Annotated in this window: 23 protein-coding genes; 7 read left to right on the plus strand and 16 right to left on the minus strand. The window is 65.4% G+C overall.

The window, feature by feature from the left end:
- Nucleotides 1-328: 328 nt before the first annotated feature.
- The 6 genes from JNE37_RS00400 to JNE37_RS00425 form a co-directional block, all read right to left on the minus strand.
- Nucleotides 329-1,444 carry an anhydro-N-acetylmuramic acid kinase gene (locus tag JNE37_RS00400; protein WP_203064963.1) on the minus strand — a complete coding sequence of 372 codons (1,116 nt, stop codon included), beginning with the start codon at nucleotides 1,442-1,444 and terminating at the stop codon, nucleotides 329-331.
- A gap of 3 nt (nucleotides 1,445-1,447) precedes the next feature.
- Nucleotides 1,448-2,461, minus strand: coding sequence for a serine hydrolase domain-containing protein (locus tag JNE37_RS00405; RefSeq protein WP_203064964.1), 1,014 nt, complete (start codon nucleotides 2,459-2,461; stop codon nucleotides 1,448-1,450).
- A 12-nt stretch (nucleotides 2,462-2,473) separates the two neighbouring features.
- Complete coding sequence (locus JNE37_RS00410; protein WP_203064965.1) at nucleotides 2,474-4,213, minus strand: ABC transporter ATP-binding protein; 1,740 nt, start codon at nucleotides 4,211-4,213, stop codon at nucleotides 2,474-2,476.
- Nucleotides 4,210-5,049: an ABC transporter permease gene (locus tag JNE37_RS00415; protein ID WP_035094140.1), complete on the minus strand. Its 840-nt coding sequence runs from the start codon at nucleotides 5,047-5,049 to the stop codon at nucleotides 4,210-4,212. Before JNE37_RS00415 ends, JNE37_RS00410 begins: the two co-directional genes overlap by 4 nt.
- A 1-nt stretch (nucleotide 5,050) precedes the next feature.
- A complete protein-coding gene (locus tag JNE37_RS00420; RefSeq protein WP_035094138.1) occupies nucleotides 5,051-6,010 on the minus strand; it encodes an ABC transporter permease in 960 nt (319 codons plus the stop codon).
- A 70-nt stretch (nucleotides 6,011-6,080) separates the two neighbouring features.
- A complete protein-coding gene (locus tag JNE37_RS00425; protein ID WP_203064966.1) occupies nucleotides 6,081-7,607 on the minus strand; it encodes an ABC transporter substrate-binding protein in 1,527 nt (508 codons plus the stop codon).
- A 318-nt stretch (nucleotides 7,608-7,925) separates the two neighbouring features.
- Between JNE37_RS00425 and JNE37_RS00430 the strand changes: the two genes are divergently transcribed.
- From JNE37_RS00430 to JNE37_RS00460, 7 genes are all read left to right on the plus strand, one after another.
- A complete protein-coding gene (locus JNE37_RS00430; RefSeq protein ID WP_246513442.1) occupies nucleotides 7,926-8,981 on the plus strand; it encodes an ABC transporter ATP-binding protein in 1,056 nt (351 codons plus the stop codon).
- Nucleotides 8,982-9,010: 29 nt separating this feature from the next.
- Nucleotides 9,011-10,249, plus strand: coding sequence for an extracellular solute-binding protein (locus tag JNE37_RS00435; RefSeq protein ID WP_035027406.1), 1,239 nt, complete (start codon nucleotides 9,011-9,013; stop codon nucleotides 10,247-10,249).
- A 79-nt stretch (nucleotides 10,250-10,328) separates the two neighbouring features.
- Nucleotides 10,329-11,249, plus strand: a complete 921-nt coding sequence (locus JNE37_RS00440) for a carbohydrate ABC transporter permease (protein ID WP_052152289.1) — start codon at nucleotides 10,329-10,331, stop codon at nucleotides 11,247-11,249.
- Nucleotides 11,246-12,118: a carbohydrate ABC transporter permease gene (locus JNE37_RS00445; RefSeq protein ID WP_035091929.1), complete on the plus strand. Its 873-nt coding sequence runs from the start codon at nucleotides 11,246-11,248 to the stop codon at nucleotides 12,116-12,118. The genes JNE37_RS00440 and JNE37_RS00445 overlap by 4 nt, the downstream gene beginning before the upstream one ends.
- Complete coding sequence (locus tag JNE37_RS00450) at nucleotides 12,115-12,786, plus strand: N-acetylmannosamine-6-phosphate 2-epimerase (protein WP_203064968.1); 672 nt, start codon at nucleotides 12,115-12,117, stop codon at nucleotides 12,784-12,786. Before JNE37_RS00445 ends, JNE37_RS00450 begins: the two co-directional genes overlap by 4 nt.
- Nucleotides 12,783-13,685 carry an N-acetylglucosamine kinase gene (locus JNE37_RS00455; protein WP_203064969.1) on the plus strand — a complete coding sequence of 301 codons (903 nt, stop codon included), beginning with the start codon at nucleotides 12,783-12,785 and terminating at the stop codon, nucleotides 13,683-13,685. Before JNE37_RS00450 ends, JNE37_RS00455 begins: the two co-directional genes overlap by 4 nt.
- 3 nt (nucleotides 13,686-13,688) lie before the next feature.
- Nucleotides 13,689-14,570 carry an N-acetylmuramic acid 6-phosphate etherase gene (locus tag JNE37_RS00460; RefSeq protein ID WP_203064970.1) on the plus strand — a complete coding sequence of 294 codons (882 nt, stop codon included), beginning with the start codon at nucleotides 13,689-13,691 and terminating at the stop codon, nucleotides 14,568-14,570.
- 61 nt (nucleotides 14,571-14,631) lie between these two features.
- On the opposite strand, the gene JNE37_RS00465 is transcribed toward JNE37_RS00460, so the two are convergent.
- The 10 genes from JNE37_RS00465 to kdpB form a co-directional block, all read right to left on the minus strand.
- Complete coding sequence (locus tag JNE37_RS00465) at nucleotides 14,632-16,467, minus strand: SLC13 family permease (protein WP_203064971.1); 1,836 nt, start codon at nucleotides 16,465-16,467, stop codon at nucleotides 14,632-14,634.
- Nucleotides 16,468-16,498: 31 nt separating this feature from the next.
- The gene (locus JNE37_RS00470) at nucleotides 16,499-17,701 is read right to left on the minus strand and encodes a M20/M25/M40 family metallo-hydrolase (RefSeq protein ID WP_203064972.1); all 1,203 of its coding nucleotides are present in this window, start codon (nucleotides 17,699-17,701) and stop codon (nucleotides 16,499-16,501) included.
- Nucleotides 17,702-17,725: 24 nt separating this feature from the next.
- Nucleotides 17,726-19,240, minus strand: coding sequence for an AbgT family transporter (locus JNE37_RS00475; protein ID WP_376742589.1), 1,515 nt, complete (start codon nucleotides 19,238-19,240; stop codon nucleotides 17,726-17,728).
- A gap of 114 nt (nucleotides 19,241-19,354) precedes the next feature.
- Nucleotides 19,355-19,630 carry an SHOCT domain-containing protein gene (locus tag JNE37_RS00480; RefSeq protein ID WP_202050226.1) on the minus strand — a complete coding sequence of 92 codons (276 nt, stop codon included), beginning with the start codon at nucleotides 19,628-19,630 and terminating at the stop codon, nucleotides 19,355-19,357.
- Between the two features lie 15 nt (nucleotides 19,631-19,645).
- Nucleotides 19,646-20,296, minus strand: a complete 651-nt coding sequence (locus tag JNE37_RS00485; RefSeq protein WP_203064973.1) for an SH3 domain-containing protein — start codon at nucleotides 20,294-20,296, stop codon at nucleotides 19,646-19,648.
- A 10-nt stretch (nucleotides 20,297-20,306) separates the two neighbouring features.
- Nucleotides 20,307-20,768 (minus strand): hypothetical protein, encoded by a 462-nt coding sequence (locus JNE37_RS00490; RefSeq protein ID WP_156046244.1) that lies wholly within the window; start codon nucleotides 20,766-20,768, stop codon nucleotides 20,307-20,309.
- Between the two features lie 108 nt (nucleotides 20,769-20,876).
- Complete coding sequence (locus JNE37_RS00495) at nucleotides 20,877-21,575, minus strand: response regulator (protein ID WP_203064974.1); 699 nt, start codon at nucleotides 21,573-21,575, stop codon at nucleotides 20,877-20,879.
- Entirely contained in the window at nucleotides 21,572-24,262 is a 2,691-nt protein-coding gene (locus JNE37_RS00500) for a sensor histidine kinase (RefSeq protein WP_203064975.1), read from the minus strand. The genes JNE37_RS00495 and JNE37_RS00500 overlap by 4 nt, the downstream gene beginning before the upstream one ends.
- 6 nt (nucleotides 24,263-24,268) lie before the next feature.
- Nucleotides 24,269-24,829, minus strand: coding sequence for a potassium-transporting ATPase subunit KdpC (gene kdpC, locus JNE37_RS00505; RefSeq protein ID WP_203064976.1), 561 nt, complete (start codon nucleotides 24,827-24,829; stop codon nucleotides 24,269-24,271).
- A gap of 11 nt (nucleotides 24,830-24,840) precedes the next feature.
- Nucleotides 24,841-26,892: a potassium-transporting ATPase subunit KdpB gene (gene kdpB, locus JNE37_RS00510; RefSeq protein ID WP_203064977.1), complete on the minus strand. Its 2,052-nt coding sequence runs from the start codon at nucleotides 26,890-26,892 to the stop codon at nucleotides 24,841-24,843.
- Nucleotides 26,893-26,896 lie beyond the last annotated feature (4 nt).

The raw sequence follows: 26,896 nt of genomic DNA on the forward strand, positions 1-26,896 counted from the left end.
CAACTCATCTACCGGTGCAATTGAGTACGGACCCTAGCGGGAACGCGCCGGGTGCAGGGGAAACTTATCCCCCCTTACCCCATCCGGGCTAAAATCCCAGAGCCACACTCGCAGCTCATCGAACCCAGCATCGGAACATCGTCCCGCCAACAATCCCCAAATTCACTCCAAATCGTCGCAAAACCCGCGAAAGACTCGCGAACATTGCCCGAAATTGAGTCAAAATTTAACGATTGGCAGACGGTTCCGATCCGTAACTATCAACAAAATCAAACGCCTGTAGCCATAACCTGACAAACATGGCTAACAAAAACACTGCAATCCATTGCTAACCGGCTATACGTCCGCCCTGCATAGGCTTCGGCGCACCGGTCGTGGTGGGGAAACTGATCGGCATTCCGCGCAGAACGCGCGCCGCCAGGAACGCGAAGCACTCGGCTTCGATAGCGTCCCCACGCCAGCCGACCGTCTCGGCCGGCACGGCTTCGACGCCCGCCCGGGTCTTGAGCATGGCCATGATCGCCGGGTTGTGCCGCCCGCCGCCGCACACCACCAGCCGGGAGGGCCTGCGCGGCAGGAGGTCGAGCGCCTTGCCCACGGCGCCGCAGGTAAAGGCGGTCAGCGTCGCCGCGCCATCCTCGAGCCCGAGCCCATCGGCCATGGCCGCGCCGAAGTCGAAGCGGTCGAGCGATTTGGGATAGGGCGCGGTGAGGTAGCGATGGGTCAGGAGCTTGGCTAGCCGCTCCTCGTCCACCTTGCCGGCAAAGGCCAGTGCGCCGTCGCGATCCATGTCGCCGCGCCCATGCGCCTTGACGAAGTCGTTGATCGGCGCGTTGGCCGGGCCGGTGTCGAAGGCGATCAGCGTGTCGGCGCCGTCCCACCAGGTGACGTTGGCCACGCCGCCGAGGTTAAGCACCGCCGTATCCCCATCGCTCCCCAGCGAGCGGAGCAGCGCCTGGTGGTAGGCGGCCGAAAGCGGTGCGCCCTGCCCGCCGGCAGCCACGTCGGCCGAGCGGAAATCGTAGACCACCTTGCAGCCGAGCAGGTCATGCATCAGCTCGCCATTGCCGAGCTGGCGCGTCGCCCCGATGCGGCCGGGCTGCGGCGCCCGGTGCAGCACGGTCTGGCCGTGGAAGCCCACCGCGCCGATATCGGCCATGGTCATGCCGTTGGCCTCGACCAGGTTCCGCACGGCCTCCGACTGCGCCCGGGTCAGCGCGTCCTCGGCCTCGGCGAAGATCGCGGGCTCGGGCCCCTCGAAATTCCAGGCCCGCGCCTGCTGCAGCGTCTCTTCGAGCAGCGTGCGGATCGATTGCGGGTAAGGGGCCAGCGTATAGGGTCCGAAGGCCTCGATGCGCTCGCCGTCGGTCTTGAGCAGCGCCACGTCGATATTGCCATCCAGCACGGTGCCGGTCATCAGCCCTACGGCCCAGATCGGTGCCATCGTCTACTCCTTGTTGATTTCGTCGGCGACGGCGCGCCGTAGCTGGAGGATGCCGCTGTCGAAATGCCGGGTCGGGTGGACGCGGTTCGTCAAGAGCGTCCAGGCCCGGCCATTGGCGAAGTCGATCCACAGCCCCGTGCCGGTAAAGCCGGTATGGCCGATGGTTTCGGGCGTGCAGTTCTCGCCGCCCGACCAACCCTCATAGGGTCGCTCCCAGCCATGCGTCCGGCGCGCCGATAGCGGCTTGCGCATGAGGTCGACGGCGAACGGCGATATTCCCGTCTGCGTCAGCACGCCCTGGGCGAAGTCGAGCACCGAGCTCGCCGTCCCGAAGAGCCCGGCATGGCCGGCGCCCTGCAAGGCCGAGGTGTTGTCGTCGTGCACTTCCCCGCTCAGCACGCGGTAGCGCCAGGTGCAGTTCTCGGTCGCCGCCGACTTGTCGGGGGCCGCCGAGAAGGCGAAGCCGGCGCCCGGGTCCATCTCGCGGATGAACTTGCCGGCGTGGCGCTCCAGCGCCAGGCCGAGCAGGATGAAGTTGATGTCCGAATAGACCGACGGCCCCGCCGGCCAGTCGTGCTGCAGCACGAAGGCCCGCAGCAGGTAGGGGTCGCGGTTATAGGTGTAGAGCGGGAACACCGCCGGGAACGGCGTCTGGTGGCCGAGGCACTGGCGGAACGTGATCTTCCGCGCCCAGGCATCCGGGTTGTACTGGTGGAAGTCCGGCAGCAGGCTGGTGAGCGGCGCGTCGAGGTCAATCACCCCCACTTCGGCCAAAGCCAGAATGCGCGGGGTGGTGAAGATCACCTTGGTCAGCGAGGCCAGGTCGAACCAGGTATCCTCTTCCATCGGCCGGACCGAGGGCACCACCTGCGCCCTGCCGATCGCCCGCGTCATTCGCGTGCCGTCGGCATCGACGACGCCCAGCACGCCGCCCGGAATACGGCCTGCCTCGATAGAGGCAGCCAGCGGCGCGAAGGCCCGCTCGAAGCGATCCGCGAAGGCGGATTGGTCAGTCATCCATTGGCTCCATCAAGTCTCGGCCAGCGCACGATGGTCCGCGCCGACCTGCCGCCATTGCGCCGCCTCCGGCTCATAGCCGAGCGGCCGGACCAGCGAAGGCACCTGGCGCGTATCGAGCTCGAACCGCTGGTGCCGCCGGTCGACCGAGGGCACCGCCTCGATCAGGCGCTTGGTATAGGAATGCTGCGGGTTGGAAAGCACCGCCGCCGCGTCGCCGATCTCGACCACGCGCCCCGCATACATCACCGCCACCCGGTGGGCGATGCGCTCGACCACCGCCATGTCGTGCGAGATGAAGAGATAGGCCAGGCCATATTCCTTCTGCAGGTCGATCAGCAGTTCCAGCACGCGCGCCTGCACCGAAACATCGAGCGCGGAAACCGCCTCGTCGAGCACGACCACATCGGGGTTGAGCATCAGCGCCCGGGCGATGCAGAGCCGCTGGCGCTGCCCGCCCGAGAATTCGTGCGGGTAGCGGTCGAGGCTGTCGGGTTTCAAGCCGACGCGCTCGAGCAGCGCTTCCATGCGCTTCTTGAGCGCCTCGTCGTTCGCCTGCCCTGCCGCGATAGCGGGTTCGGCTAGGAGGTTGCGCACCGTCAGGCGCGGGTTGAGCGAGGCGAACGGGTCCTGGAACACCATTTGCAGCGACCGCTGGGCATGGGCCGCGCGATGCCTGGCCTCGCCCGTCTCGATCACGCCGCGCGTCGGGGGCACCAGTCCCATCAGCGCGCGGGCGGTCGTCGACTTGCCCGAGCCGCTTTCCCCGACGATGGCCAGGGTCTGGCCGCGCATGATTTCGAAGTCGACGCCGTCGACCGCGTGCACTGCCCCGGTCGGCCGACGCAGGAAGCCCGAGCGCACCGGGAAGCGCACCGCAAGGTTGGAAACCGAAACGATGGGCTTGCCCTCGGCCGAAGCCTCGTCGCTGCGCACCGACCGGCCGCCGCTGAAATGCGGCACGGCCGTCAGCAGGTGCTTGGTATAGTCGTGCTGCGGGTTGTCGAGCACCTGGCTCAGCTCACCCTGCTCCACTGCCACGCCATTCTGCATCACCATCACCTTGTCGGCGACGCCGGCCACCAGGCCAATGTCGTGGGTGATGAAGATCATGCCCATGTTCATCTCGCGCCGCAGCTCGGCGAGCAGCGCCATGATCTGGGCCTGCACCGTCACGTCGAGCGCCGTGGTCGGCTCATCCGCGATGAGGAGCCGCGGGCTGCAGGCGAGCGCCATTGCGATCATCACGCGCTGGCGCATGCCGCCCGAAAGCTGGTGCGGGTAATAGGCGAGCCGGCGCTCGGCATCGGGAATACGCACCCGCTCCAGCGCCTCGCGCGCCGCTGCCCTGGCCGCGCTGCCGCGCAGGCCCTTGTGTAGGCGGAACGCCTCCTCGATCTGCCAGCCGATGGTGTGGACCGGGTTGAGCGAGGTCATCGGCTCCTGGAAGATCATACCGATCTCGCGGCCGCGGATCGTCTCCAGTTGCGCTTCGCCGGCGCCGACCAGGTCGAGCACCGAGCCATCCGAACGCTGGAAGTCGATGGAGCCGGAAGTGATGCGGCCGCCGCCGAAATCGACCAGTCGGTTGACCGAGAGCGCCGTCACGGATTTGCCCGAGCCGCTTTCCCCGACAATGGCCAGCGTCTCGCCGGCCGCGATGTCGAAGCTCACACCGTGGACGACTTCATTGACCTTGGGGTCGCGGCCGAAGCCGACATGCAGGTCCTTGACCGAAAGCAGGAGGCTCATGCCCGGGCCCTCCGCGTCTTGGGGTCTAGGATATCGCGCAGGGCATCTCCGAAGAGGTTGAAGCCCAGGATGCCGAGCATCAGCGTCAGCGCCGGGAAGATCAGCAGCCAGGGCGCCGATTCCATGAGGTTGCGGGCGTCGCTCAGCATCAGCCCCAGCGAAGGCGTCGGCGGCTGCGTGCCGAGCCCGAGGAAGCTCAGCGCCGCCTCGGTCAGCAATGCCCAGGCCAGAGCCAGCGTCACCTGTACCGTAAGTGGCGCCACGAGGTTGAGCAGCATGTGCCGGGTGAGGATATAGAACTGGCTGCTGCCGAAGGTGCGGGCCGCGTCGACATATTCGCGCGACTTGATCGAGAGCGCTGGCCCGCGCACGACGCGCGCGAAGATCGGGGTGTAGACGATGCCGATGGCGACGATGCTGGTCCAGGTGCCGGGGCCGGCAATGGCCACGATCAGCAGCGCCAGGAGGATCGCCGGAAAGGCGAGCAGCACGTCCATCACGCGCATCAGCGCGCCGTCCCAGCCCCTGCCCCACCACGCGGCGATGAGGCCGACTATGGTGCCGGCGACGCTGGCGAAGGCCACCGAGACAAAGGCGACGATGAAGGACTGGCCGATGCCCATCATCAGGCGACTGGTCATGTCGCGGCCGAAGAGGTCCGTGCCCATCCAATAGGTGCCGTTCGGCGCCATCAGGCGGTCGATGCGGTATTGCTTGAGCGGGTCGTGCGGCGTCAGCCCGAAGGCGGCGCAGAGCGCGACGATGATGTAGAGCGCGATGATGGCGCCGCCGATCCTGCCGCTGGGATGGCGGGCGATGGCCTTGAGCATTTCCATGTCACTGCCCTCCGAGCCGGATACGCGGATCGATGGCGACGTAGGCCATGTCGACGAGCAGGTTGACGATGAGGAAGTTGAGCGCCACGAACAGCACCGAGCCCTGCACCAGCGCGTAATCGCGCTGGCTGATGGCGTCGAGCACCATGCGCCCGAGCCCGGGCAGCGCGAAGATCTGCTCGACGATGACGGCGCCGCCGAGCAGGTAGCCGAACTCGACGCCGCAGAGCGTCACCACCGGGATCAGCGCATTGGGGAAAGCATGGCGCCAGATCGTGCGCCGCTGCGGCACGCCCTTGGCGCGCGCAGTACGGACATAGTCGTCGCGCAGCACGTCGAGCATGGCCGAGCGCGAAATGCGCGTCACCGAGGCGGCGAAGGCGAAGCCGAGGGTGATGGCGGGAAGGATCAACTGGCTGAGATTGCCGATGGGGTCCTGCCAGAGCGGCGCGACGCTGCCCATGGTCGGCAGCACGCCGAACCCGACCGAGAGGAAATATATGATGAGGAGGCCGACCACGAAGTTCGGCGTCGACTGGCCGAGCATGGCCACGATGCGCACGATGAGGTCGGAGGGCTTCTCGTTGTGGGTCGCCGCATGGATGCCGGCCGGAATGCCGACCAGGAGGGCGATGACCATCGAGAGGAGCGCCAGCTCGAGCGTCAGCGGGAACCGTTCGAGGATCACGTCGAGAACCGGCTTGCCGTATGTCACAGAGACGCCCAGGTCGCCGCGGAACAGGCCGGTCAGCCAATGCCAGTATTGGGTCGGCCAGGGTTGGTCGATACCGAAATAGGTGGCGAGCGAGAGGCGCTGCTGGGCGGTGAGGAGACCCGCTTCGGTGCCGAGCATCGCCGTGATGGCGTCGCCGGGAACCAGGCGGATGGCAATGAAGACCAGAACCGACACCCCGAGGAGGATCAGAGGAAAGGTTACCAGTCGCTGGGTGACATAGTTCATCGAGGAGCCTGATAAAGCGGACGGCGGCCTGGGCCGCCGTCCTTGTTCGTTCTGGCCTGGCGGCCGGAAATTACTGGCCGACAGTGACCTTGGTCAGGCCGAACAGCGTACCGGTCGGGGTCGACACGAAGCCCTGCACGTTCTTCTGCTGGGCAGTGTAGTTGTACGAGGTCGAGAGCCAGATCCACGGGGACATCTCGGCCAGGTGCTTTTCGAACTGGGCGAAGATTTCCTTGCGCTTGGCCGGATCGGTCTCGGCGCGGCCCTGCTTCATCAGCGTATCGAGCGTGTCGTCGATGTAGTTGGCGACCTTCTGCAGGTTGCCGTCCTTGGTCCAGTAGCGGTTGTACATGGTGTAGGGATCGGCACGACCGCCATTGAGCGCCACGGCCATGTCGAAGTCGCCCTTGAGCCAGCGATCGACATAGACGTTGAGTTCCATGGTCTCGATCTTGAGCTTGATGCCGATCTCGGCCAGCTGGTCCTGGATGACCTGGGCTTCCGAGGCGGCAACCGGCGGCTCGCCGGTGGCGGCGATCACGGTGGCCTCGAAGCCGTCGGCATGACCGGCATCGGCCATCAGCTTCTTGGCCTTCTCGAGGTCAGGCGTGTAGCAGAAGAGTTCCTTGGGGTCGGTCGCGTAGGCCGGAATGGTCAGGGGACCGGTGACCTTGCCCTCGCCCAGGAGCGCGGTGTCGAGCACCTCCTGGCGGTCGATGGCGCAGGAGATCGCCTGGCGCACGCCGAGCTCGGTCATCGGCGAACGCGATGCGTTGAGCTGGAGCACGTTGTAGGCGAGGCCCGGCTGGCGATTGAGCTGCAGGTTGGCTTCGCGCGGCACGAGGGTGGCGACCAGCGGGTCGTTGAGCAGGGCGAAATCCACCTGGCCCGTACGCAGGGCCGCCAGGATCGCCGTCTCGTCCGGCAGGACGCTGATGTCGATGCCGTCGAGCGCGACGGTGCCGCCGGCCCAATCCTTGTTCGTGCTCAGCACTTCCTTGGAATTGGGCTCCCAGCTGTCAAGCTTGAACGGGCCCGAGCCGATGGCCTTGGTGCCGATGGTGCCGGCCTTGATCTCGCTGGCGGGCACGATGGCGGCGTTGATGTCGCTCATGGCCGTCAGGATCGGCGCGTCGGGCTGGGACAGGTGGAAGACCACCGTACCGGCGTCGGGCGTGTCGATGCTGGAGATCGAGAGGAAGTTGGCGCGCGTCACGGCGCCGGTGGCTTCGTCCAGGATACGCTCGAAGCTCGCCTTGACGTCGGCCGACGTCACGGCCTCGCCATTGTGGAACTTGGCGTTCGGATTGAGCTTGAAGGTCAGCATGCTGCCATCGGCCGCGAATTCCCAGGAATCAGCCAGGGCCGGGCCGACCGTCAGGTTGGCATCCAGGCGCACCAGCGGCTCGTAGACGAGCTCGAGCAGGCGCAGCGAGGAAAACGCGGTCTGCTTGTGCGGATCGAGCCCCGTAGCGTCCTGCGACCAGGCCATGCGCAGCGTCGCTGCCTGCACCGGCGCCGAAACGGCAAGCGTGCCGACCAAAGCTGCGAGTGCGACACCCGCGAGCAACTTTCTTTGCGACTGCCAGAACGTCATTGTCTCCACCATCCCTTTGATAGTCTTAAGTCATGTGAGGCGGCTGCGGATCGTTGCGACCGCAAATCGTTTCCCGCCAATTGGAATTGTGAGCTACCCCGCGCTTCCTTCCCGAAGTATGGGATAGGCGCGCAGTGCGCACAATACCTTTTACTTACCAGTTCAATTCCTTCCCCATATCCCTGCCCTCTCCGGCACTGTGCGGTCAAAGTGCCGCAATCCACAGGCTGGCAAAACCCAGTTGCCCCGAACGGAATGGACTTATATTGGTATGCGAGATGACAGACTACGGAGGACCAGTTCTTGGCGCGTCTATCTTTGCGTGGAATTAAGAAGCGCTTCAAGGAAGTGGAGGTCCTGCACGGCATCGACCTGGAGATCGGCGATAAGGAATTCGTCGTCTTCGTCGGCCCCTCCGGCTGCGGCAAGTCTACCCTGCTGCGCCTGATCGCCGGTCTCGATCCGATCACCGAGGGCGAGTTCATCATCAACGACCGCTCCATGGTCAGCGTGCCTCCCTCCAGGCGCGGCATTGCCATGGTGTTCCAGTCCTACGCGCTCTACCCGCATATGGACGTCTACGAGAACATGGCGTTCGGCGCCCGGCTGATGGGCCTCGACAAGGCCGAAGTCGAAAGCCGCATCAGCGAAGCGTCGCGCATGCTCAAGCTCGATGAGCTGCTCAAGCGCCGTCCGCGCGAGCTCTCGGGCGGCCAGCGCCAGCGCGTCGCTATCGGCCGCGCCCTCGTGCGCAAGCCGGACGTGTTCCTCTTTGACGAACCGCTCTCCAACCTCGACGCCGCCCTGCGTGCCGATGTGCGCCTCGAAATCGCGCGCCTCCACAGCGAGCTGGGCGCGACCATGATCTATGTGACCCACGATCAGGTCGAGGCCATGACGCTGGCCGACCGTATCGTGGTGATGAACCAGGGCCGCATCGAGCAGGTCGGCTCGCCGCGCGAGCTCTACGAGACGCCCGCCAACACCTTCGTGGCGACCTTCATCGGCTCGCCCAAGATGACGCTTGTCGATGTGACGCGCGACGGCAACCGCCTCGCCGTGCCCAATGGCGGCACGATCAGCTTCGACCGCCTGCCCGCCGATGGCGGCAAGGCGCTCGTGCTCGGCGTGCGGCCGGATGGCGTGACCGTTGCGCGTGGCAGCCACGAGGGCGGGTTTACCGCCAAGGTTATCTACGCCGAATATCTGGGCGATCATGCCTACGTCTACGCCCAGCTGGCGGACGGCAAGCAGATCGTGGCCCGCGCCCATCCGGGTGAAGATTTTTCGGCCGGTGAAGTGATTACGGTGACGCCCGATCCGGCGGCCGTGCACTTCTTCTCGGCCGAAGACGGTAAGCGGCTCGCCGCTTGAGTATTCCGACTTAAAGGAGAGAGGGATCAATGAAAAAGAACCTGCTTCGCCTGGGCGCCGTCCTGGGCAGCCTGGTCATTGCCATGCCGGCATTGGCTCAGGATTTGACGTTCTGGAGCTGGCGTCAGGAAGACAAGGCCGTCTACGAAGAACTCATCAAGACGTTCGAGGCCGCAAATCCGGGCATCACCGTCAAGCTGGAGTCCTTTGAGGCTGCCAACTACAACACCATCCTGTCGACGGCCCTCGCCGGCGGCACCGGTCCGGACCTGATGATGGTTCGCGCCTTCGGTGGTCTGGAAGCCATTGCCAATGGCGGCTACCTGATGCCGATCAGCAAGGACACCGTGCCGGCCCTTGCCGATTTCAGCCCGGCCGCCGTCGCTGCCGAGACCATGCGTTCGGATGGCAAGGTCTACGCCGTTCCGTTCGCCAGTCAGACGCAGTTCGTCATCTACAACAAGGCCATCTTCGATCAGAATGGCCTGAAGGAACCGCAGACCTGGGACGAGTTCATCAAGCTCGCCGAAGACCTCAAGGCCAAGGGCATCATCCCCTTCGCCAACGGTACGGCAACCGCCTGGCAGAACGAGACCATCGTGGGCGCCCTCGTGTCCTCGATCTATGGCCGCGGCTTCTATGACGACCTGATCGCTGGCAAGACCGATTTCAACGATCCGCGCTACCTTGATGGCCTTGCCAAGCTCAAGGACATCTCGGCCTACTTCCCGGATGGCTTTATCGGCCTCGACTATGCGTCCGCCCAGCAGCTCTTCGCTTCGGGCATGGCCGCGATGTTCGCCGGTGGTTCGTACGAAATCGCCAACTTCCGCGCCCAGAACCCGGACATCCAGCTCGGCGTCTTCGCCGCTCCTGGCGTCAAGGCTGACGACGAGAAGCTCGTGGCGATCTACTTCGACGGTGGCTATGCCGCCAACGCCAAGACCGCTCATCCGGAAGCTGCCCTGAAGTTCCTCAACTTCGTGGCCAGCAAGGATTTCGGCCAGGTCTTCGCCAACAAGCTCAACAACATCTCGACCGTCCCGGGCGTCACCTTCGACGATCCGCTGCTCGGCCACGTTGCTGAACTCAACCAGCACTCGATCCCCTACCTGATGCTCGTCCACTTCCGTTATGGCGAGCCGTCCGGTTCGGTCCTGCTGCAGGGCGAAGTCCAGAAGCTGCTCGACAACAAGGCCACCCCGGCCGAGATCGGCAAGGCCCTCACGGATGGCCTGGCCACCTGGTACGAGCCCTTCAAGAAGTAATCATCGTTCGACGGCCGGCGGGTCCCTTGGATCCGCCGGCCCCTTCCGTCCACCCTTGCGAGGGATATTTGGAACTCCGATGCCCAGTTTGCGCCTGACCGGACGCGGAATGTGGATCACGGCACTTCTGGTGCCGCCCCTTGCATTCGTGGCCATGTTCATCGTCTATCCGATCATCTCCGCCTTCGCCTACGCGTTCTTCGACTGGAACGGGCTGGCGCGGGGCGAATTCGTCGGCCTGGCCAATTTCTACAAGGTGCTCTTCACCGAGCCCTATGCGAGCTGGACTCGCAACGCCTTCGGGCACAACGTCATCGTCTTCTTCGCCCTGATGGTTCTGCAGAACGGCGTCGGCTTCATCCTGGCCTATTGCCTCTGGCGCGGTCTGCCCGGCGCCCGCTTCCATCGGGTCACGGTTTTCCTGCCGGTCGTGCTTTCCACGATCATCGTGGGCTACCTCTTCAAGCTCTTCTATCATCCGCTGTTCGGCGTGGTGAACGTCTCGCTCAAGGCCGTCGGCCTCGGTTTTCTTGCCCAACCCTGGCTCGGCCAGGCCTCGACCGCACTGGCTTCGCTCATCGTCGCCAATGCCTGGCACATGGTCGGTTTCCCGACCCTGGTGTTCCTGGCCGGCATGCAGCGCATTCCGGGGGAAATCCTCGATGCCGTGCGCATGGAAACCGAGAGCGAGTGGACCAAGGTCACCAAGATCGTCTGGCCGCTCGTGGCGCCCAGCGCCACCGTGGTCTTCACCCTGCTTTTCGTTGGCGCCTTCAACTGGTTCGAACTGCCCTACGTGATGGTGGGTCTCGATGGCTCGCCCTATGGCTCGACCGACGTTCTCGGCCTTTATTTCTACCGCACGGCCTTCGGCAACCAGTCGAGCGCGGCGCAGAATTTCGGCGCCGGTAGCGCGCTCGCCGTTCTCATCTTCCTCTTCGTTGCCGTGCTCGCCAGCATCATCACCACCAGGCTGCGCGCGCGGGAGATCCAGCTATGAGCACCGCAACCGCCGCCAAGGGCGCGAACTACGATCGTCCCGGGCTTCTCTCGACGCTCGGCCGCGACGGCCTAATCCAGGTCATCCTGTGGGCCAACACCCTCATCATGCTGGCGCCGATCGTCATCATGGTGTTCTCGGCCTTCAAGACGAACGCACAGATCTTCGCCTCGCCGTTCTCGCCTCCCGATTTCACGCATGTCGGGAACCTGATCAAGATCTGGACCCAGACGAATTTCCTGCGCTACCTCTTCAACTCGGTCGTGGTCACGGGCTCGTCCATGGCGCTGATCATCGTGCTCGGCACGATGGCCGCCTATGCCATCGGCCGCTACGAGTTCAAGGGCTCGGGCTTCATCCTGATGTTCTTCCTGGCGGGCCTCACCCTGCCCCTCAAGCTTGCCATCATTCCGCTCTTCATCCTGATGCGGGATTTCGGCATCCTCAACAACCAGCTCTCGCTGATCCTCGTCTATGTCGCCATGGGCCTGCCGACGACGGTGTTCATCCTCACCGGCTTCATCCGCACCCTGCCCAACGAACTCGAGGACGCCGCCCGCATGGACGGCGCCAGCGAGTTGCGGATCATGTGGTCGGTGATGCTGCCGCTGGTGCGTCCGGCCATGGTCATCGCCGCCATCCAGAATGTCGTGCCGATCTGGAACGACTTCTTCTTCCCGCTGGTCTTCATCCAGAATGACGACCTCAAGACGCTGCCGCAGGGCCTCACCAGCTTCATGGGCGAATACACGACCGACTGGGGCGTGCTGTTCGCGGGCCTTACCCTGTCGGCCGCGCCGATCATCCTCATCTACATCGTCCTCTCGCGCCAGTTCATCAACGGCATGACTGCAGGAGCCGTGAAATGAACTACAAGCTTCCCAAGGGATCCCTCATCGTCTCGTGCCAGGCCCGCGCGGACAATCCGCTGCACGGCTCGGTATTCATGGCCGCGATGGCGCTTGCCGCCCGTGACGGCGGCGCTGCCGGCATCCGCGCCAATGGTGCCGAGGACGTCAAGGCGGTGAAGGCTGCCGGCCTGCCGGTGATCGGGATCAACAAGGTGTTCTCGGACGCCTACCCGGTCTACATCACGCCGAACTTCGACTCCGCCCGCGTTCTAGTCGAAGCCGGCGCCGACATCATCGCGCTCGACTGCACCCCCCGCTCCCGCGACGGCGAGGCACCGGAAGTCCTCATCCGCCGCATCCGCGACGAGCTGGGCGCCGAAGTCTTCGCCGATATCTCGACGCTCGAAGAAGGCATCGCCGCCGAACAATGGGGCGCGACCTACATCTCGACGACGCTCGCGGGCTACACCGAATACACCACCAAGACGCCCGGCCCCGATCTCGACCTCGTCCGCGCCCTCGCGGCCCGGGTCAAGGCGCCGATCGTCGCCGAAGGGCGTTACAATACGCCCGAACTGGCGCGCGCTGCTATCGACGCAGGCGCCTATGCGGTGGTCGTCGGCACGATGATCACCAATCCGCGCGAGATCACCAAGGTGTTCGCAAAGGAAGTGCTGGGCGCATGAGCGACAGCTTTCTCGGCATCGATATCGGCGGCACAGCCTCGCGCTGGGTGCTGGTCGGCCAGGATGGTTCCGTGCTTGCGCGCGGTGCTGCGGGCGGCGCGACCGGGCACACGTTCAACCCGGTCGAGCGCGAGAAACTGGCCAATGTCATCGGCTCCATCCGCGCCGCTGCGCAAGTGACGCCGCGGGCGATCACGATCGGCGCCACGGGCCTCGGTCCGCGCGCCTATGACGACGTCAGGGAAATCATGGCGGCGGCTTTCGGTACGCCGGGCGCCGCCATGATCACCATGGACGACATGGAGCTCGCCTATCGGGCGGTCTTCGCGCCGGGAACTGGGCACCTCATCGCTGCCGGCACCGGCTCGGTCGGCCTGCATCTGCTGGCTGACGGCAATACCATTCGCGTCGGCGGCCGCGGGCTCCTCATCGACGATGGCGGCTCGGGCACCTGGATCGCCCTGCGCGCGCTCGACCTCATCTATCGTCGCATCGACGACACAGGCGGACCGGCGGAAGCGGCGATCCTTGCCCGCGTTCTCTTCGACACCATGGGCGGGGACACCTGGGACGACACCCGCGCCTTCGTCTATGGCGGCGATCGCGGACGCATCGGCCAGTTGGCGCAGCAGGTGGCGGCAGCTGCCGTCGCCGGCGACCCCCTCGCCCTCCAGATCCTGAGCGATGCCGGGGTCGAGCTGGCGCGGCTGGGCTCGGCGCTGGTCAAGCGTACGCGCAGCCTGCCCATCGGCTATGTCGGCGGCATCGTTCGCCTGCACCCGGTCATCAAGACTTCGCTTCTCGCCGCGCTGCAGGGAGAAGATGTATCCTTCCCCGAAACCGATGCAGCGCTCCACGCCGCCGGCATGGCGCGTACTCACCACCTCACGACGGACTAGACAATGTCGACCACCGAAACCGCCTCCGCCCGCTACGCAACGCTCGAGGACTGGAGCACGTCCGACCTGGTGGCGGGCATCCTCGAAGGCCAGTACTTCGCCATCGGCGCCGTCCAAAGCGCGGGCGCAGCCATCGCCAAGGCGATCGACATGAGCGCCGAGCGGCTCTCGGCGGGCGGTCGCCTCATCTATATCGGCGCGGGCACCTCCGGCCGTATTTCCACGCAGGACGCCGCCGAGCTACCCCCCACCTTCAACTGGCCGTCCAGCCGCGCCATCAGCCTGATGGCAGGCGGCGAAGGCGCCTTCCTGCGCGCCAAGGAAGGCGCGGAGGACGATGAAGTTGCCGGCGTTGCCGACCTCGACGGCGTTTCGGTGGGCCCCAATGACGTGGTGATCGGCGTCGCCGCCAGCGGCCGCACGCCCTACGTGATCGCCGGCCTCAAGCATGCCCGCAAGATCGGCGCCCTTACCATCGGCATCTACAACAACCGCGGCGGGCGCGTGGGCGAGGCGTGCGAGCTGCCGATCCTCATCGAGACAGGTCCGGAAATCCTGGCCGGCTCTACCCGCATGAAGGCGGGCACCGCCCAGAAGGCAGCGCTCAACTGCATTTCCACCGGCGTCATGATCCGCCTCGGTTTCGTCTATCGCGGCAAGATGGTCGAGATGCAGGCGACCAATGCCAAGCTGCGCGAGCGCGGGGCACTGATGGTCGCGGACCTGACCGGTGCCGATATCGAAGTAGCCACCAAGGCTTTCGCCGAGGCCGGCCAGATCATCAAGGTCGCGGTGGTGATGCTTTCGCTCGACGTCTCCAAGGACGATGCGGTGGCCGCCCTGGCCAGGGCCAACGGCAACCTCCGCCGCGCGCTCGTCGGCTGACAATCCGATTCATCAAACCCGGCTATCCCATTGATCTTGAATCACTGGGGTAGCCTTCTCGTCAGAAGTGCCAGATGAGCGGCACGTAGAAGACCGAGATGATGAAGAACCAGCCCAGGAGCGGCAGGCCGAGCTTCCAGTAATCCCCGAAATTGTAGCCGCCCGGCCCCATCACCATGAGGTTGGTGGCGGTGGCGATCGGTGTCAGGAACGCCGCCGCCGCCGCAACGCTGGTGCTCATCAGCACCGGCCGCGGGGATATGCCCATGCTGGCCGCAGCCGCAACGCCGATCGGGATGATGATCAGGGCGGTAGCCGTGTTGCTGATCAGCTGCCCCAGGATTGCGGTCAGCACGAAGAGGCCGGCGAGAAGCGCCATCGGCCCGGCCCCACCCAGCACATAGACCAGCGTTTCGGCGATGAGCTTGGCCGCACCGGTTTCGACCATTGCGGTCGAGAGCGGCATCATGGCGCCGACGAGAATGACCGTCGTCCAGTTGATGGCGCGGAAGGATTGCTCGACGTTCAAGATTCCGCAGAGGATCACAGCACCCGCAGCCAGCAGGCCGGCCACGACCGGCGGCACGATGCCGGTGGCAAGCACCACCACCATGGCCAGCAGGATGACGATGGCCTGCCGCGCGCCCGGCCCCATCGGCACCGCCTGGCGCCGCACGAGATCGGGCGAGCTGACGACCAGCACGTCGGGATCGTTGAGGTGGGTATCGAGCGCTTTCCAGGTGCCCTGCAACAGCAGTGTATCGCCCGCCTGCAGCGTGACCTCACCACCGCTGGCGGCGGGGTCTTCGGCGGTGATCTCGGTGCCGGTCCGGTGAACAGCAAGGATGATGAGGTCGCCGCTTTCCGTCAGCATGCCGGGGAAGACCGATTGCCCGATGAGCCCCGAGCGTGGCGGGATGACTACTTCGGCCAGCCCCGAGCGCTCGTTGAAAAGCGTCTTCTCGCCGCCGCCGCTATCCTGTTCGTCGCGGAAGGCGAGATGCGTATCCGCCGCCAGGATCGCAGCGGCCTCGGCCTCGCCGCGGATGAGCAGGTGATCGCCTTCGGCGATAGCGCGTCGGTGGAGCGGCTGGGCGGTGCTGCCCTCCTGGATGGCCACCAGTTGCACGCCTGAGCCAGCCGGCAGGACGAAGGTCTTGGGGTCGGCGCCGATGAATTGCGAGGTCGCCCGCACGCGCAGCAGGTGCACGCCGCTGGCGAGGCCATATTGCTCGACCAGCGTGCGGGCATGGCGGCTGAAATCGGCCGGCATGGTGGCGCCGTTCCGGTGCGGCAGCAAACGCTCGCCGAAGAAGATGATGATCGCCATCGATCCGATGAGCAGCGGCACGCCGGCCAGCGCGAATTCGAAGAAACCGAAGGTCCCGACGCCCGCATCGCCGGCCGCCTCGGAAACCAGCACGTTCACCGGCGAGCCGGTCAGCGCCAGCTTGGAGCCTGCATGGGCGGCGAAGACCAATGGAATGAGGAGCTGCGAGGAGAAGCGCTTGAGGCGCACCGCGATGACCACAACCACCGGCAACAGCGCCGCAACGGCGCCGTTGACGCTGATGAGCGCGGTGAGCCCAGCGACCAGCGACATCGTGAGGACCAGAAGCCGCGTTCGGCTCTGCTCGCCGGCAAACCGGATCAGGAGTTGCCCGGCCCAGGCCGTTACGCCCGTGACCTCGAGGCCGACGCTGACGATGAAGAGCGTTGCGATGAAGATCACCGCCGGGTCGCCGAACCCGGCCATGGCCTGGTTGATATCGAGCACGCCGACCGCCCAGAGCGCGAGCGGGGTCAGCAGCGCGACAACGACGACCGGCAGCCGGTTGGAGATGAAGAGAACGACGATTGCGGCAATGATGATCGCCGTCAGGACAATGGGGCTCACTGGGGCGACACTCTCAGTTCAGGCATGCGCATCAGGCGTCGAGCGTCGCCAGCAGAATGGCGAGGCGGCAGCCCTTTTCGTATTCGGCGAGGTTCACGTATTCCTTGATCGTGTGGATCTCGGCCTGGCCGGCGCCGATCGTCACGGTCGGAATACCGTGCTTGTCGAGCCAGTTGGCATCCAGCCCACCATTGGAGAAGAGGTAGTTGGGCTCGATCCCTAGGGCTTTCAGCGCCCGCGTGGCGCGCTCGACGATCGGCGTGTGCTGGTCAAGCTCGAATGGCGGATAGGCCGTCACGTGCGAGAAGCGCACTTCGGCGCCCTGCCCTTCGTGATCGACGACGCTGGCCTTCGCGCGTCCGAACGCGGCCTCGTAACCTCTGGCAATCTCGGTGGCGAAGGCGGCATTGGGGCTGCGCGCCTCGCCCTTGATGAAGGCGTAGTCGGTGACGACGTTGGTCGCATCGCCCGCCGCCTTGCCGTCGCGACCGCCGAAGATGCCGACATTGCTGGTGCCGTTGCCTTCGGGCTTAGAGACCTTGCCGAACCAGCCGGCGTTGCGGGCTTCGACGAGCCCGACCGCGCCGACCATCGTGGCGGAGATACCCTTTTCGGGCGCGACGCCGGCATGGGACGCGCGACCGGTGATCTCGACCTCCCAGTTCTCCTGCCCGACCGCTCCAACGATGAGCTCGGACGCCAGCTGGCCATCGATATTGACGCACATCTCGACGCCGCCGAGTTCGGCCGGGTTGAGCTCGCGGGCGCCATGGAGGCCGCTTTCCTCGCGTACGGTGAAGAGCAGCGTGATAGGCGGGTGCGGCAGGTTGTTCTTGAGCACAGTCTCTGCGACGACGACGAGCGCGGCGACCCCGGTGCGGGCGTCGCCACCCAGCGCGGTGGTTCCATCAGAGACGATGCGATCGCCTTCGCGGCGGGGTTTTACGCCGGCGCAGAGCGGCACGGTATCGAGATGGGTAGAGAAGAGCAGCCGGGGACCCGGTCGCGTGCCCGGCAATTGCACGATGAGATTGCCGGTCTGCGTGGGCAGCGGGATGCGCTTGTTGGCGTCGTCGAACCGGATGGCTGACTCGGGCACACCGGCGGCCTTGAGCGCAGCGATCACGGCGGCGGCGATATTGGCCTCCTGGCCCGTGATGCCTTCCACCGAAAGGAAGTTCATCAGGTGGGCTTCGGCGGCTGCCACGTCGAGCGGGATAGCGGGAGCGGTCATCTGGTTCATCCGTTCCTGATTGGTCTAAACGCCCCAGGGCAGGCCGACTGCCTGCCAGATCGCGAAGAGCGCGGTCCACAGGATGAAGATCCAGGCCACATAGGGGAGCATGAGGGAAACGACGGTGCCTACGCCTGCAGTGCGGTCATAGCGCTGCACGAAGCCGACCATCAGCGCGAAATAGGCGTTGAGTGGAGTGATGGCGTTCATCGGGGAGTCGCCGACGCGATAGGCGGCAAGCACCGCTTCCGGCTCGACACCCAGCTTCATGAGCAAGGGCACGAAGACCGGGGCGAAGATGGCCCACTTGGCGATGGCGCCGGTCAGCAACAGGTCGATCACCGCCACCACGACGATGAAGCCGATCAGCAGCGGCAGCGCGCCGATATTGGCCGATTGCAGCCCGCCGCCGAGAGCGAGGGCCATGACCGTGCCGATATTGGTGTAGGTGAAATAGGCGACGAACTGGCTCAGCACGAAGAAGAGGAAGATCGTGCCGCCGAGGCCGGTGACGGCCTTTTCCATGGCCTTGATCACATCCGTCAGCGTCTTCATCGTGCCGGCGCCGATGCCATAGGCCCAGCCCGTCACGAGGAAGATCAGGATGATGAAGGCGATGAGGCCGTTCATGAATGGCGAATTGCCGATGAGCTCACCGGTCTGCGGGTCGCGCAGCGGTCCCCAGGAGGGCAGCGTCAGCAGCGCGAAGACGACGAGCAGGCCGATGAGGCCGAAGAGCGCGAAGCGCAGGCCGCGCGATTCCTCGGCAGAAAGCGTGTTGTCGCCGTCGCCGAGCGTGCCGTCGGAACGCGAGGGATCATAGGGCCCCAGCCGCGGCTCGATCATGCGGTTGTTGATGAAGGCGATGAGCACGGTGAGGAAGACCACCGAGACGATCGAGAACCACATGTTGGAGGCAAGGCCGATCGAAGCATTGGGGTCGACCAGTCGCGCCGCGTCGTTGGTGAATTCCACCAGCACCGCGTCGAGCGGCTTGATCAGCATGTTGACCGTGAAGGCGCCGGCAACCGAGGCGAAGCCGAGCGCGAGGCCGGCCAGCGGATTTCGGCCGACGGCGAGGAAGGCCACGCCGGCAAGCGGCAGCAGCACGAGGTAGCCAGCGTCGGCCGCGATGCTCGCGAGGATACCGACCAGCGCCAGGATGTAGGACAGCGCCCAGCCCGGCGCCACGGCAACGAGCTTGCGGATCAGCGCCGAGATCAGGCCCGATTCCTCGGCGACGCCGGCGCCGATCATGGCGCCGATCATGAGGCCCACGGCCGTGAACCCCATGAAATTGGGGATCAGCGACTCGTACATGAAGCGGATGCCGTCGGCGTTGAGAAGGCTGCGGATGGCGGTCGAGGCCTGCTCGATCTCGTGCGTATCAGGGTTGATGCGCTCGAAGGTCACGGCGGTGCCGAAGACCCCGAGCACGGCGGAAAGCACGATGACGATGGCGATGAGGATCAGGAAGATGATGACCGGATGGGGCACCATGTTCCCTACCCGCTCGACACCATCGAGGAAGCGCTGCATCAAGCTTTTCGAAGAAACGTCGGCAGACGTCATGGCACACCCTGTACTCGGAAAAATCGTAAACGGTTGGCGGGCGACAACCTCAGAGTGAGAGGCCACCGCCCGAAGGGTCGGCTATTGCAGTATCCGCGCCTTCTGCGTGGCGAATTCCTCGTCGGTCAGGATGCCGGACTTGTGCAACTCGGCGAGTTTCTCGAGCTGGGCCATGGCTTCCTGCGTAAGGCCCGCCGGCGCGGGCGGCTCCTTGCCGGCGCCGGCCGCGTGCTTTCCTGCCTGCTTGGCGGCGACCTTGCCCGACACTGCCGTGGCGGTGCCGGCGATGACGGCGGTTCTCGCCATGGTTTGGGCTGTACGCCCGAGCAGGCCGGGACCGTTTCTCCTGGTGATCATGGCGATACCCTCCTGTTAGCGGTGGACGCGGAACGAGCCGACATTGTTCTGGAGCATACGGTTGAGCACCGGCACGCTGCGCGAGAAGACGGAGCAGTTGAAGAAATTGCGCTGCGTGCAGACATCCACCGCCGTGCGGCCATCAATGCGGATCGACATGATCCGGCGACCCCACGAGCCCAGATTGCGGTCGCTCTCGCCCGGACGGGCGCAGAAATTGGGACCGCGGAAATCTGCCCGCTCGAAGAAGCAGACCAGACGGTTGCCGCCACCACCTCCGCCGATCGGCGGAATGATGACGCCGCCGCCACCTCCACCACCGCCCCCCGGGCGGCCGGTGTCGATGACCTCACGCAGGTAGTTGCGGGAGACCCAGCCGCTCGGGCCGGCATGTTCGATGAGGCACCAATTGTTCTGGCAGCGGTTGATGAAGACGCTGTCGCCGCGCTGGAGCACGTCGACCACGCGGTGATTGGTGCCCGGGCCCTGGCGAACGTTGACGTTTGCGGTCGCCACCGCGTTGCCGCGAACGGCTCCGCCACCGCCGCCCGGGTTGTCCGGAACGATGACGAATGGCTGCTGGGCCAGCGTAGCGCCGGCTCCCGCCAGGCCAAAGGCGAGTGCCGCAGCAAATGCGAGCGAGCGCATGACGTGCAACGAAATCATGGTGGCCTCCTTAGATGCGGTTGGCGGTAAAGACCCTGCGGCCCTTGAACCGAACGGTGGGGTGATATGTGCAGCGCAGCGCCGCGAGGCGCGCCAGTTGTCCAAGCGGATTGAGCGAACGCCCGGTCGGCCGGCAATCCATGCTCGCCGCCTCCCAGGCCACGCCACCGCCGCAGGAGGCGCGCTGGATATCGACCATCACGTCGCGCCCGGAAGTCCACCAGGTGAGGCGACCGTCGCAGCGCACGCCGCCTCCGCGGATCTGGTAGGTGCCTCGGCGCTCAAGGCAGAATGTCAGGATGTAAGGGCCGTAAAGGGGCTGGTTGGCGCGATAGCAACCATAGACGCCGACACCGCCGGGATGATCGGGTACGATGACGAAGGCATTGGCATCCTGAGCGAGCGATGGGCCACTCATGAAGCCTGCGAGAAGCATGGCTCCAGCAAGCAGGCGAGCGAGAGTCTTACGCAAGTCGTTCCCCTCCACCGTTGTCGTGGAGGTACGTTACTCCGTTTCGCCGTCGAAAAAATTGGCTGGAAATCCACGAACTTGGCCAACCGTACCAAAGTGACCGTTCAGCTATTCGCCCGCGATAAGGCGGTAGCCGACACCCGGTTCGGTGACGATGAAGCGCGGTTCGGCAGCATCGTCGCCCAGCTTGTCACGAAGGTGGCCGACGGCGATGCGCAGGTAGTGCGTGTCCTCGAGGTGGGCCGGTCCCCACACCGTCGAGAGCAGCTGCCGGTGCGTCACCAGCCGACCGGCGAAGCGTGCCAGCAGCGCCAGCACGTCGAATTCCTTGCGCGTCAGCCGGATCTCCTCGCCATCCAGCAGGACTTCGTGCCGCGCCAGGTCGATGCTGAGCTTGCCGGTGGTCAGAACCGAGCGCTCGGTCTCGGGTGACTTGCGGCTGCGCAACAGGGCGCGAAGGCGCGCCATAAGTTCGCCGGTGGCGAAAGGTTTGGTGACGTAGTCGTCGGCGCCGGCATCGAGGGCGGCGATCTTTTCGGTCTCGGCGTCGCGTACCGAAAGCACGAGGATTGGCACCTGCGACCATTCACGGATCGCCGTGATGACCGCCTTGCCATCCATATCCGGCAGACCAAGGTCAAGCACCACGACATCCGGCGCCGAGGTGGCTGCCAGCTCGACACCCGCACGACCGCGCTCGGCCTCGATGGTCTCGAAGCCCGCGCTGCCTGCAACGATGGTGAGGAAGCGCCGGATGGGCGCCTCGTCCTCGATGAGCAGGATGCGATGCGGGGTTTCGTTGGTCATTCTGCTTCCTGCGGTAATGCGGGCTGGGCAGCAAGCGGCAAAGTGATGGAAATCACTGCACCCTGCCCCGTCGGATTTTCATCCGCGCGCACCTTGCCTCCCATGGCCTCGACGAAGCCGCGGACGATGGCAAGGCCCAGGCCGGTTCCCGATGGCCGGCGGTCGCCCTCGGTGACGCGGTAGAAGAGTTCGAAGACTTTTTCGCGTTCAGCGGCAGGAATGCCGGGACCGGCATCGGCGACAGCCAACGTTACGTCGCCGCCTTTCGTCGAGCCGGAGATCAGGATTTCCGAGCCTGGCGGGGAGTATTTGGCGGCGTTTTCCAGCACGTTGGCGATGGCCTGGGTCAGGAGCACCGGGTCGGCTTCCACGCGCGGCAAATCCCTTGGCAGATCAATGCGAACGCTGTGTCCCTTCAGCACGCGCTGCAAGTCGTGGCGAGCGGCGCCGACGACTTCGCGGAGCTCCACTGCAGTGCTGCGCGGCGCCAGGGCTCCGTATTCCAGCCGTGTCATGTTGAGAAGGTTCTGCACATAACGATCGAGGCGACGGGCTTCATCGAGCGCCGTTTCCAGCAACGCCCGGCGATCTTCAGGGCGAAGTCCGGGTTCGCCGAGGCTGGAAATGGCGCCGATCACCGAGACGAGCGGCGTGCGCAGGTCGTGGCTGAGCGAATTGAGCAGCGCCGAGCGCAGCTTTTCGCCTTCCGCCTGCACGCGGAGGTTTTCGAGGTCGCCGGCCATGCGCGTCCGCTCGACGGCAACGGCAACCTGATCCTCCACGGCCAATAACAGCCGCTTGGTTTCAGGATCCAGGCTCTTGCGGGCATCGCGGAACTGCACGCCGATGACGCCAAGCGGCTTGCCGGTGGCGAGGGGCACGAACAACCAATTGGAGGTCGGCAGCGTTGGCGTACCGGCGCCAGCCGGCTCGTTGTGCTCGAATGCCCATTGCGCCGCGCCGATGGCGCGGGCGTCGAGATGCTCTTCGATACTGGGATAGCCCTGCACTTGCTCGAGCTGGCCGCCCTCGCCCGGAATGAGGATCAGCGAGCGGCAATCGAGCGTGGCGGCGATGTGGTAGGCGCCGGCATAGAGAACGTCGTCCGGATCGGTCTTTTCGGCGATCCGTCGCGCGAAGTCGTAGAGTGTTTCCGTGCGGCGCTGCGAGGCACGCATGAACTGCACCTGCGCCCGCAAGCGACCGGCGAGTGTGCCGGTGAAGATGGCGCCGACGAGGAAGAGGAAGATGGCCACCACATCTTCGACCTGCCTGATGGTGAAGGTGTAGAGCGGCTCGGAAAAGAAGAAGTTGTAGGCGAGGAACGAGATGAGGCTGGTTGCCAGCGCCGGCCGCAACCCATAGCGCGCGCCGACGAAGAGCACGCCCACAAGGTAGATCACTGCCAGCGAGGCCACCGGAACCGGATAGACCTCCTGGATCGCCCAGGCGATGCCGGTGGCGACGGCAGCGCCCGCTGCGCCGACTACGACGCCCCACCAGTTTATCGAGAGATCGATATGCGGCAGCTTGGGCGTCTCGGCCTGGCTGGTGCCGGCGACGACCGTCAACTCGAAATCGGTGGCCGCATCCAGAAGCTTGTCGGCAACTGCCTCGCGCAGGAAGTGCCAGAACCGGCGCGGCCTCGGCCGGCCGATGACGATACGCGTCACGTTGCGATGCCGCGCCAGATCGAGGATTTCGCCGGCGGCATTGCTTTCGGCGTGAATGGTGACGGTCTCGGCGCCGAGGCTTTCGGCCAGTTGCATGGCTTCGGCGATGCCGCGTTGCGCCACCTCGCCCATGGCCTCGTGGCGCGGCGTCACGACAGTGGCGACCAGCCAGGGAATATTGGCGCGCTCGGCCATGCGCTTGCCGGCGCGCACGAGGGTTTTGGAGATCGGCGCCTCGTTGATGCAGACCAGCAGGCGCTCCTGGGTCGGCCACGGGCCACGCACCGCATTGGCCTGCATATAGGCCAGCATCTCGGCATCGACCCGGCTTGCGGCCGTCCGCAGCGCAAGCTCGCGCAAGGCGGTGAGATTGCCTTTGGTGAAAAAGTTCTCGAGGGCGCGACCGATATTGCCGGGCACGTAGACCTTGCCGGCCTTGAGGCGCGCGATCAGTTCCTCGGGCGGCAGGTCGATGATCTCGATATCGTCGGCGCGCCGCAGGATTTCGTCGGGCACGGTCTCCTGCACGCGGACGCCGGTAATGCGCGCGACGACGTCGTTGAGGCTCTCGATGTGCTGGACGTTGAGCGTGGTGGTGACGTCGATGCCGGCATCGAGGATCTCCACCACGTCCTGCCAACGCTTGAGGTGACGCGAGCCCGGGACGTTGGTGTGGGCGAGTTCATCGATGATCGCAAGTTGCGGGCGCCGGGCCAGCACTGCATCGATGTCGAGTTCATCGAGCATCTGGCCGCGATATTCGAGGCGGCGGCGCGGTAGCTGCTCCAGCGGTTCGAGGAGCAGTGCGGTCTCGGCGCGCCCATGCGTTTCGACCAGCCCCACAACGACGTCGACGCCCGCGGCGCGACGGTTGTCGGCTTCCTGGAGCATGGCGAAGGTCTTCCCCACGCCGGGTGCGGCGCCGAGGAAGACCTTGAGTTTGCCGCGGCCCTCCTTGCGCGCTTCGCCAAGGAGGGCTTCGGGGGTGGGCCGTGCAGGTTCGACGATTGCCATCGCGTCCTACGGTTTGAGCGCGTCCAGCGCCAGGTTGAGCGCCAGCACGTTGACTCTGGGTTGGCCGAGCATACCAAAGTCGCGGCCCTGGGTATGCTGGGCAACCAATTGTTCCACCTGCTCTTTGGTGAGCCCACGCGCGGCAGCAACGCGCTCCACCTGCCAGACGGCTGCCGCCGGGCTGATATCGGGATCGAGACCGGAGCCGGACGCGGTGACGAGATCGGCCGGCACCGGGCCTGAACCACCCAGCGCCGCAGCGCGCTCCTTGACCTGCTCCACCAGCACTTTCGAACTGGGGCCGAGATTGGAGCCCGAAGACGCCGCAGCGTTGTAGGGATCGGGACCGGTGGCCGACGGTCGCCCATGGAAATAGCGGTCCGACTGGAACGACTGGCCGACAAAGGCCGACCCGATCACCTTGCCATCCTTCTCGATCATCGAGCCGTTGGCCTGGCGAGGGAAAGCCGCCTGTCCGATGCCGGTGATAGCCAGCGGATAGGCGACGCCGGTGAGGAGGGTCAGGAGCCCGAGCGTGGCGATTGCCGGGCGAAGATCTGCAAACATGGTTCTTCTCCTCACACGAGGTGCAGTGCGCTGACGACGAGGTCGATCAGCTTGATACCGATGAACGGGGCGACAAGGCCGCCCAGGCCGTATATGGTCAGGTTGCGGGACAGGAGCGCGGAAGCGGAAGCGGGCTTGTAGCGCACGCCGCGCAGCGCGATCGGGATCAGCGCCACGATGATGAGGGCGTTGAAGATCAGGGCCGAGAGAATTGCCGATTCGGGCGAAGCCAACCCCATGACGTTGAGCACGGCCAGCCCCGGATAGGCCGGAATGAAGAGCGCCGGCAGGATGGCGAAATACTTGGCCACGTCATTGGCGATCGAGAAGGTAGTGAGTGCTCCGCGCGAGATCAGCAATTGCTTGCCGACCAGCACGATCTCGATGAGCTTCGTCGGGTCGCTGTCGAGATCCACGAGGTTGCCGGCCTCCTTGGCAGCGGGCGTGCCGGAGTTCATCGCCACGCCGACGTCGGCCTGAGCCAGGGCCGGCGCATCGTTCGAGCCATCGCCACACATGGCGACGAGGCGGCCATTGGCCTGTTCGGTGCGGATCAGCTCAAGCTTGCGCTCGGGCGTGGCCTCCGCGAGGAAATCGTCGACGCCTGCCTCCGCCGCGATGGCCGCTGCGGTCAGCGGATTGTCGCCGGTAATCATCACGGTGCGGATGCCCATGTTGCGCAGCTCGGCAAAGCGTTCGCGGATCTGCGGCTTGACCACGTCCTTGAGGTGCACGACGCCGAGGATGCGCCGATCCCTGGTGACGACCAGCGGCGTGCCGCCCGACGTCGCGATGCGGCGGATGATGGCGTCGAGTTCGGGGCCTGAATGCTGGTGCGCATATTTGAGCACAGCGTCTGAGGCGCCCTTGCGCAACACGGTGCCATCGGCCAGGTCGGCACCCGACATACGTGTCTGGGCGGTAAAGGGCACGAACGTGGCCTCGTTGCCCAGCGGATTGTCGGCAAAGCCGAATTTGCGGCGAGCCAGCTCGACGATCGACTTGCCCTCCGGCGTGTCGTCGGCCAGCGAGGACAGGAACGCCGCCTCGGCCAGATCGCGCTCGGAAATGCCGGGCACGGGGTCGAAGGCATCGGCCATGCGGTTGCCGAAGGTGATGGTGCCGGTCTTGTCGAGCAGCAGCACGTCGATATCGCCGGCCGCCTCGACCGCGCGACCCGACTTGGCCACGACATTGGCCTTTACCAGCCGATCCATGCCGGCGATGCCGATTGCGGAAAGCAGCCCGCCGATAGTGGTGGGGATGAGCGTGATGAAGAGCGCCGCGAGGTACACCATCGGGATCTGCGTGCCGGACCACATGGCGAAGAAGGGCAGCGTCACGACGACGAAGAGGAAGACCAGCGTCAGGGCCGCCAGCAGGATGTCGAGGGCTATCTCGTTCGGCGTCTTCTGGCGCTTCGCGCCTTCGACCAGCGCGATCATCTTGTCGAGGAAGGTCTCGCCCGGCTTGGCCGTGACCTTGAGCACCAGCCAATCCGAGACGACGCGGGTGCCGCCGGTCACCGACGAGCGGTCGCCGCCGGATTCGCGGATGACGGGGGCGGATTCGCCGGTGATGGCGCTTTCGTCGACCGAGGCGATGCCTTCGATGACTTCGGCGTCGGTCGGGATGATGTCGCCGGCCGAGACCACGATGATCTCGCCCACGTCGACATCGGCGAGGTCCTGCCATTCGAAGAGGTCGCGGTTCTTTGGGTCGATCAGCACCTTGGCGCGGGCGGACGACTTGGTGGCGCGGAAGGCATCGGCGCGAGCCTTGCCCCTGCCCTCGGCGATGGCTTCGGCGAAGTTGGCGAACAGCACGGTGAACCAGAGCCAGATCGCCACCTGCAGGCCGATGCCGAACGAAGGCGAGCCGACGATGCCGTCGCGAATGGCAAGGATGGTGGTGAACAGCGATACCAAAGCCGTCACGAAGATCACCGGATTGCGCATCAGCCCCCTGGGGTTGAGCTTGGTGAAGGCCTGCCCTGCCGCCTTGGTGAGAATGGCGGGGTCGAAAAGGCCGATTTCCCGGGTGAGTGTTGGTTGCTTGGACATGTGA

The sequence above is a fragment of the Paradevosia shaoguanensis genome (assembly GCF_016801025.1).
Classification (GTDB): Bacteria; Pseudomonadota; Alphaproteobacteria; order Rhizobiales; family Devosiaceae; genus Paradevosia; species Paradevosia shaoguanensis.

Bases quoted from the DNA above. Each gene is read 5' to 3' on its own strand.
- JNE37_RS00435 (WP_035027406.1), top strand. From the start codon at position 9,011: ATGAAAAAGAACCTGCTTCGCCTGGGCGCCGTCCTGGGCAGCCTGGTC.
- JNE37_RS00450 (WP_203064968.1), top strand. From the start codon at position 12,115: ATGAACTACAAGCTTCCCAAGGGATCCCTCATCGTCTCGTGCCAGGCC.
- JNE37_RS00460 (WP_203064970.1), top strand. From the start codon at position 13,689: ATGTCGACCACCGAAACCGCCTCCGCCCGCTACGCAACGCTCGAGGAC.
- JNE37_RS00495 (WP_203064974.1), bottom strand. From the start codon at position 21,575: ATGACCAACGAAACCCCGCATCGCATCCTGCTCATCGAGGACGAGGCG.
- JNE37_RS00410 (WP_203064965.1), bottom strand. From the start codon at position 4,213: ATGAGCCTCCTGCTTTCGGTCAAGGACCTGCATGTCGGCTTCGGCCGC.
- JNE37_RS00405 (WP_203064964.1), bottom strand. From the start codon at position 2,461: ATGACTGACCAATCCGCCTTCGCGGATCGCTTCGAGCGGGCCTTCGCG.
- JNE37_RS00485 (WP_203064973.1), bottom strand. From the start codon at position 20,296: ATGATTTCGTTGCACGTCATGCGCTCGCTCGCATTTGCTGCGGCACTC.
- JNE37_RS00420 (WP_035094138.1), bottom strand. From the start codon at position 6,010: ATGAACTATGTCACCCAGCGACTGGTAACCTTTCCTCTGATCCTCCTC.
- JNE37_RS00500 (WP_203064975.1), bottom strand. From the start codon at position 24,262: ATGGCAATCGTCGAACCTGCACGGCCCACCCCCGAAGCCCTCCTTGGC.
- JNE37_RS00475 (WP_376742589.1), bottom strand. From the start codon at position 19,240: ATGCAGCGCTTCCTCGATGGTGTCGAGCGGGTAGGGAACATGGTGCCC.
- JNE37_RS00445 (WP_035091929.1), top strand. From the start codon at position 11,246: ATGAGCACCGCAACCGCCGCCAAGGGCGCGAACTACGATCGTCCCGGG.
- kdpC (WP_203064976.1), bottom strand. From the start codon at position 24,829: ATGTTTGCAGATCTTCGCCCGGCAATCGCCACGCTCGGGCTCCTGACC.
- JNE37_RS00455 (WP_203064969.1), top strand. From the start codon at position 12,783: ATGAGCGACAGCTTTCTCGGCATCGATATCGGCGGCACAGCCTCGCGC.
- JNE37_RS00480 (WP_202050226.1), bottom strand. From the start codon at position 19,630: ATGATCACCAGGAGAAACGGTCCCGGCCTGCTCGGGCGTACAGCCCAA.
- JNE37_RS00415 (WP_035094140.1), bottom strand. From the start codon at position 5,049: ATGGAAATGCTCAAGGCCATCGCCCGCCATCCCAGCGGCAGGATCGGC.
- JNE37_RS00470 (WP_203064972.1), bottom strand. From the start codon at position 17,701: ATGACCGCTCCCGCTATCCCGCTCGACGTGGCAGCCGCCGAAGCCCAC.
- JNE37_RS00400 (WP_203064963.1), bottom strand. From the start codon at position 1,444: ATGGCACCGATCTGGGCCGTAGGGCTGATGACCGGCACCGTGCTGGAT.
- JNE37_RS00425 (WP_203064966.1), bottom strand. From the start codon at position 7,607: ATGACGTTCTGGCAGTCGCAAAGAAAGTTGCTCGCGGGTGTCGCACTC.
- kdpB (WP_203064977.1), bottom strand. From the start codon at position 26,892: ATGTCCAAGCAACCAACACTCACCCGGGAAATCGGCCTTTTCGACCCC.
- JNE37_RS00440 (WP_052152289.1), top strand. From the start codon at position 10,329: ATGCCCAGTTTGCGCCTGACCGGACGCGGAATGTGGATCACGGCACTT.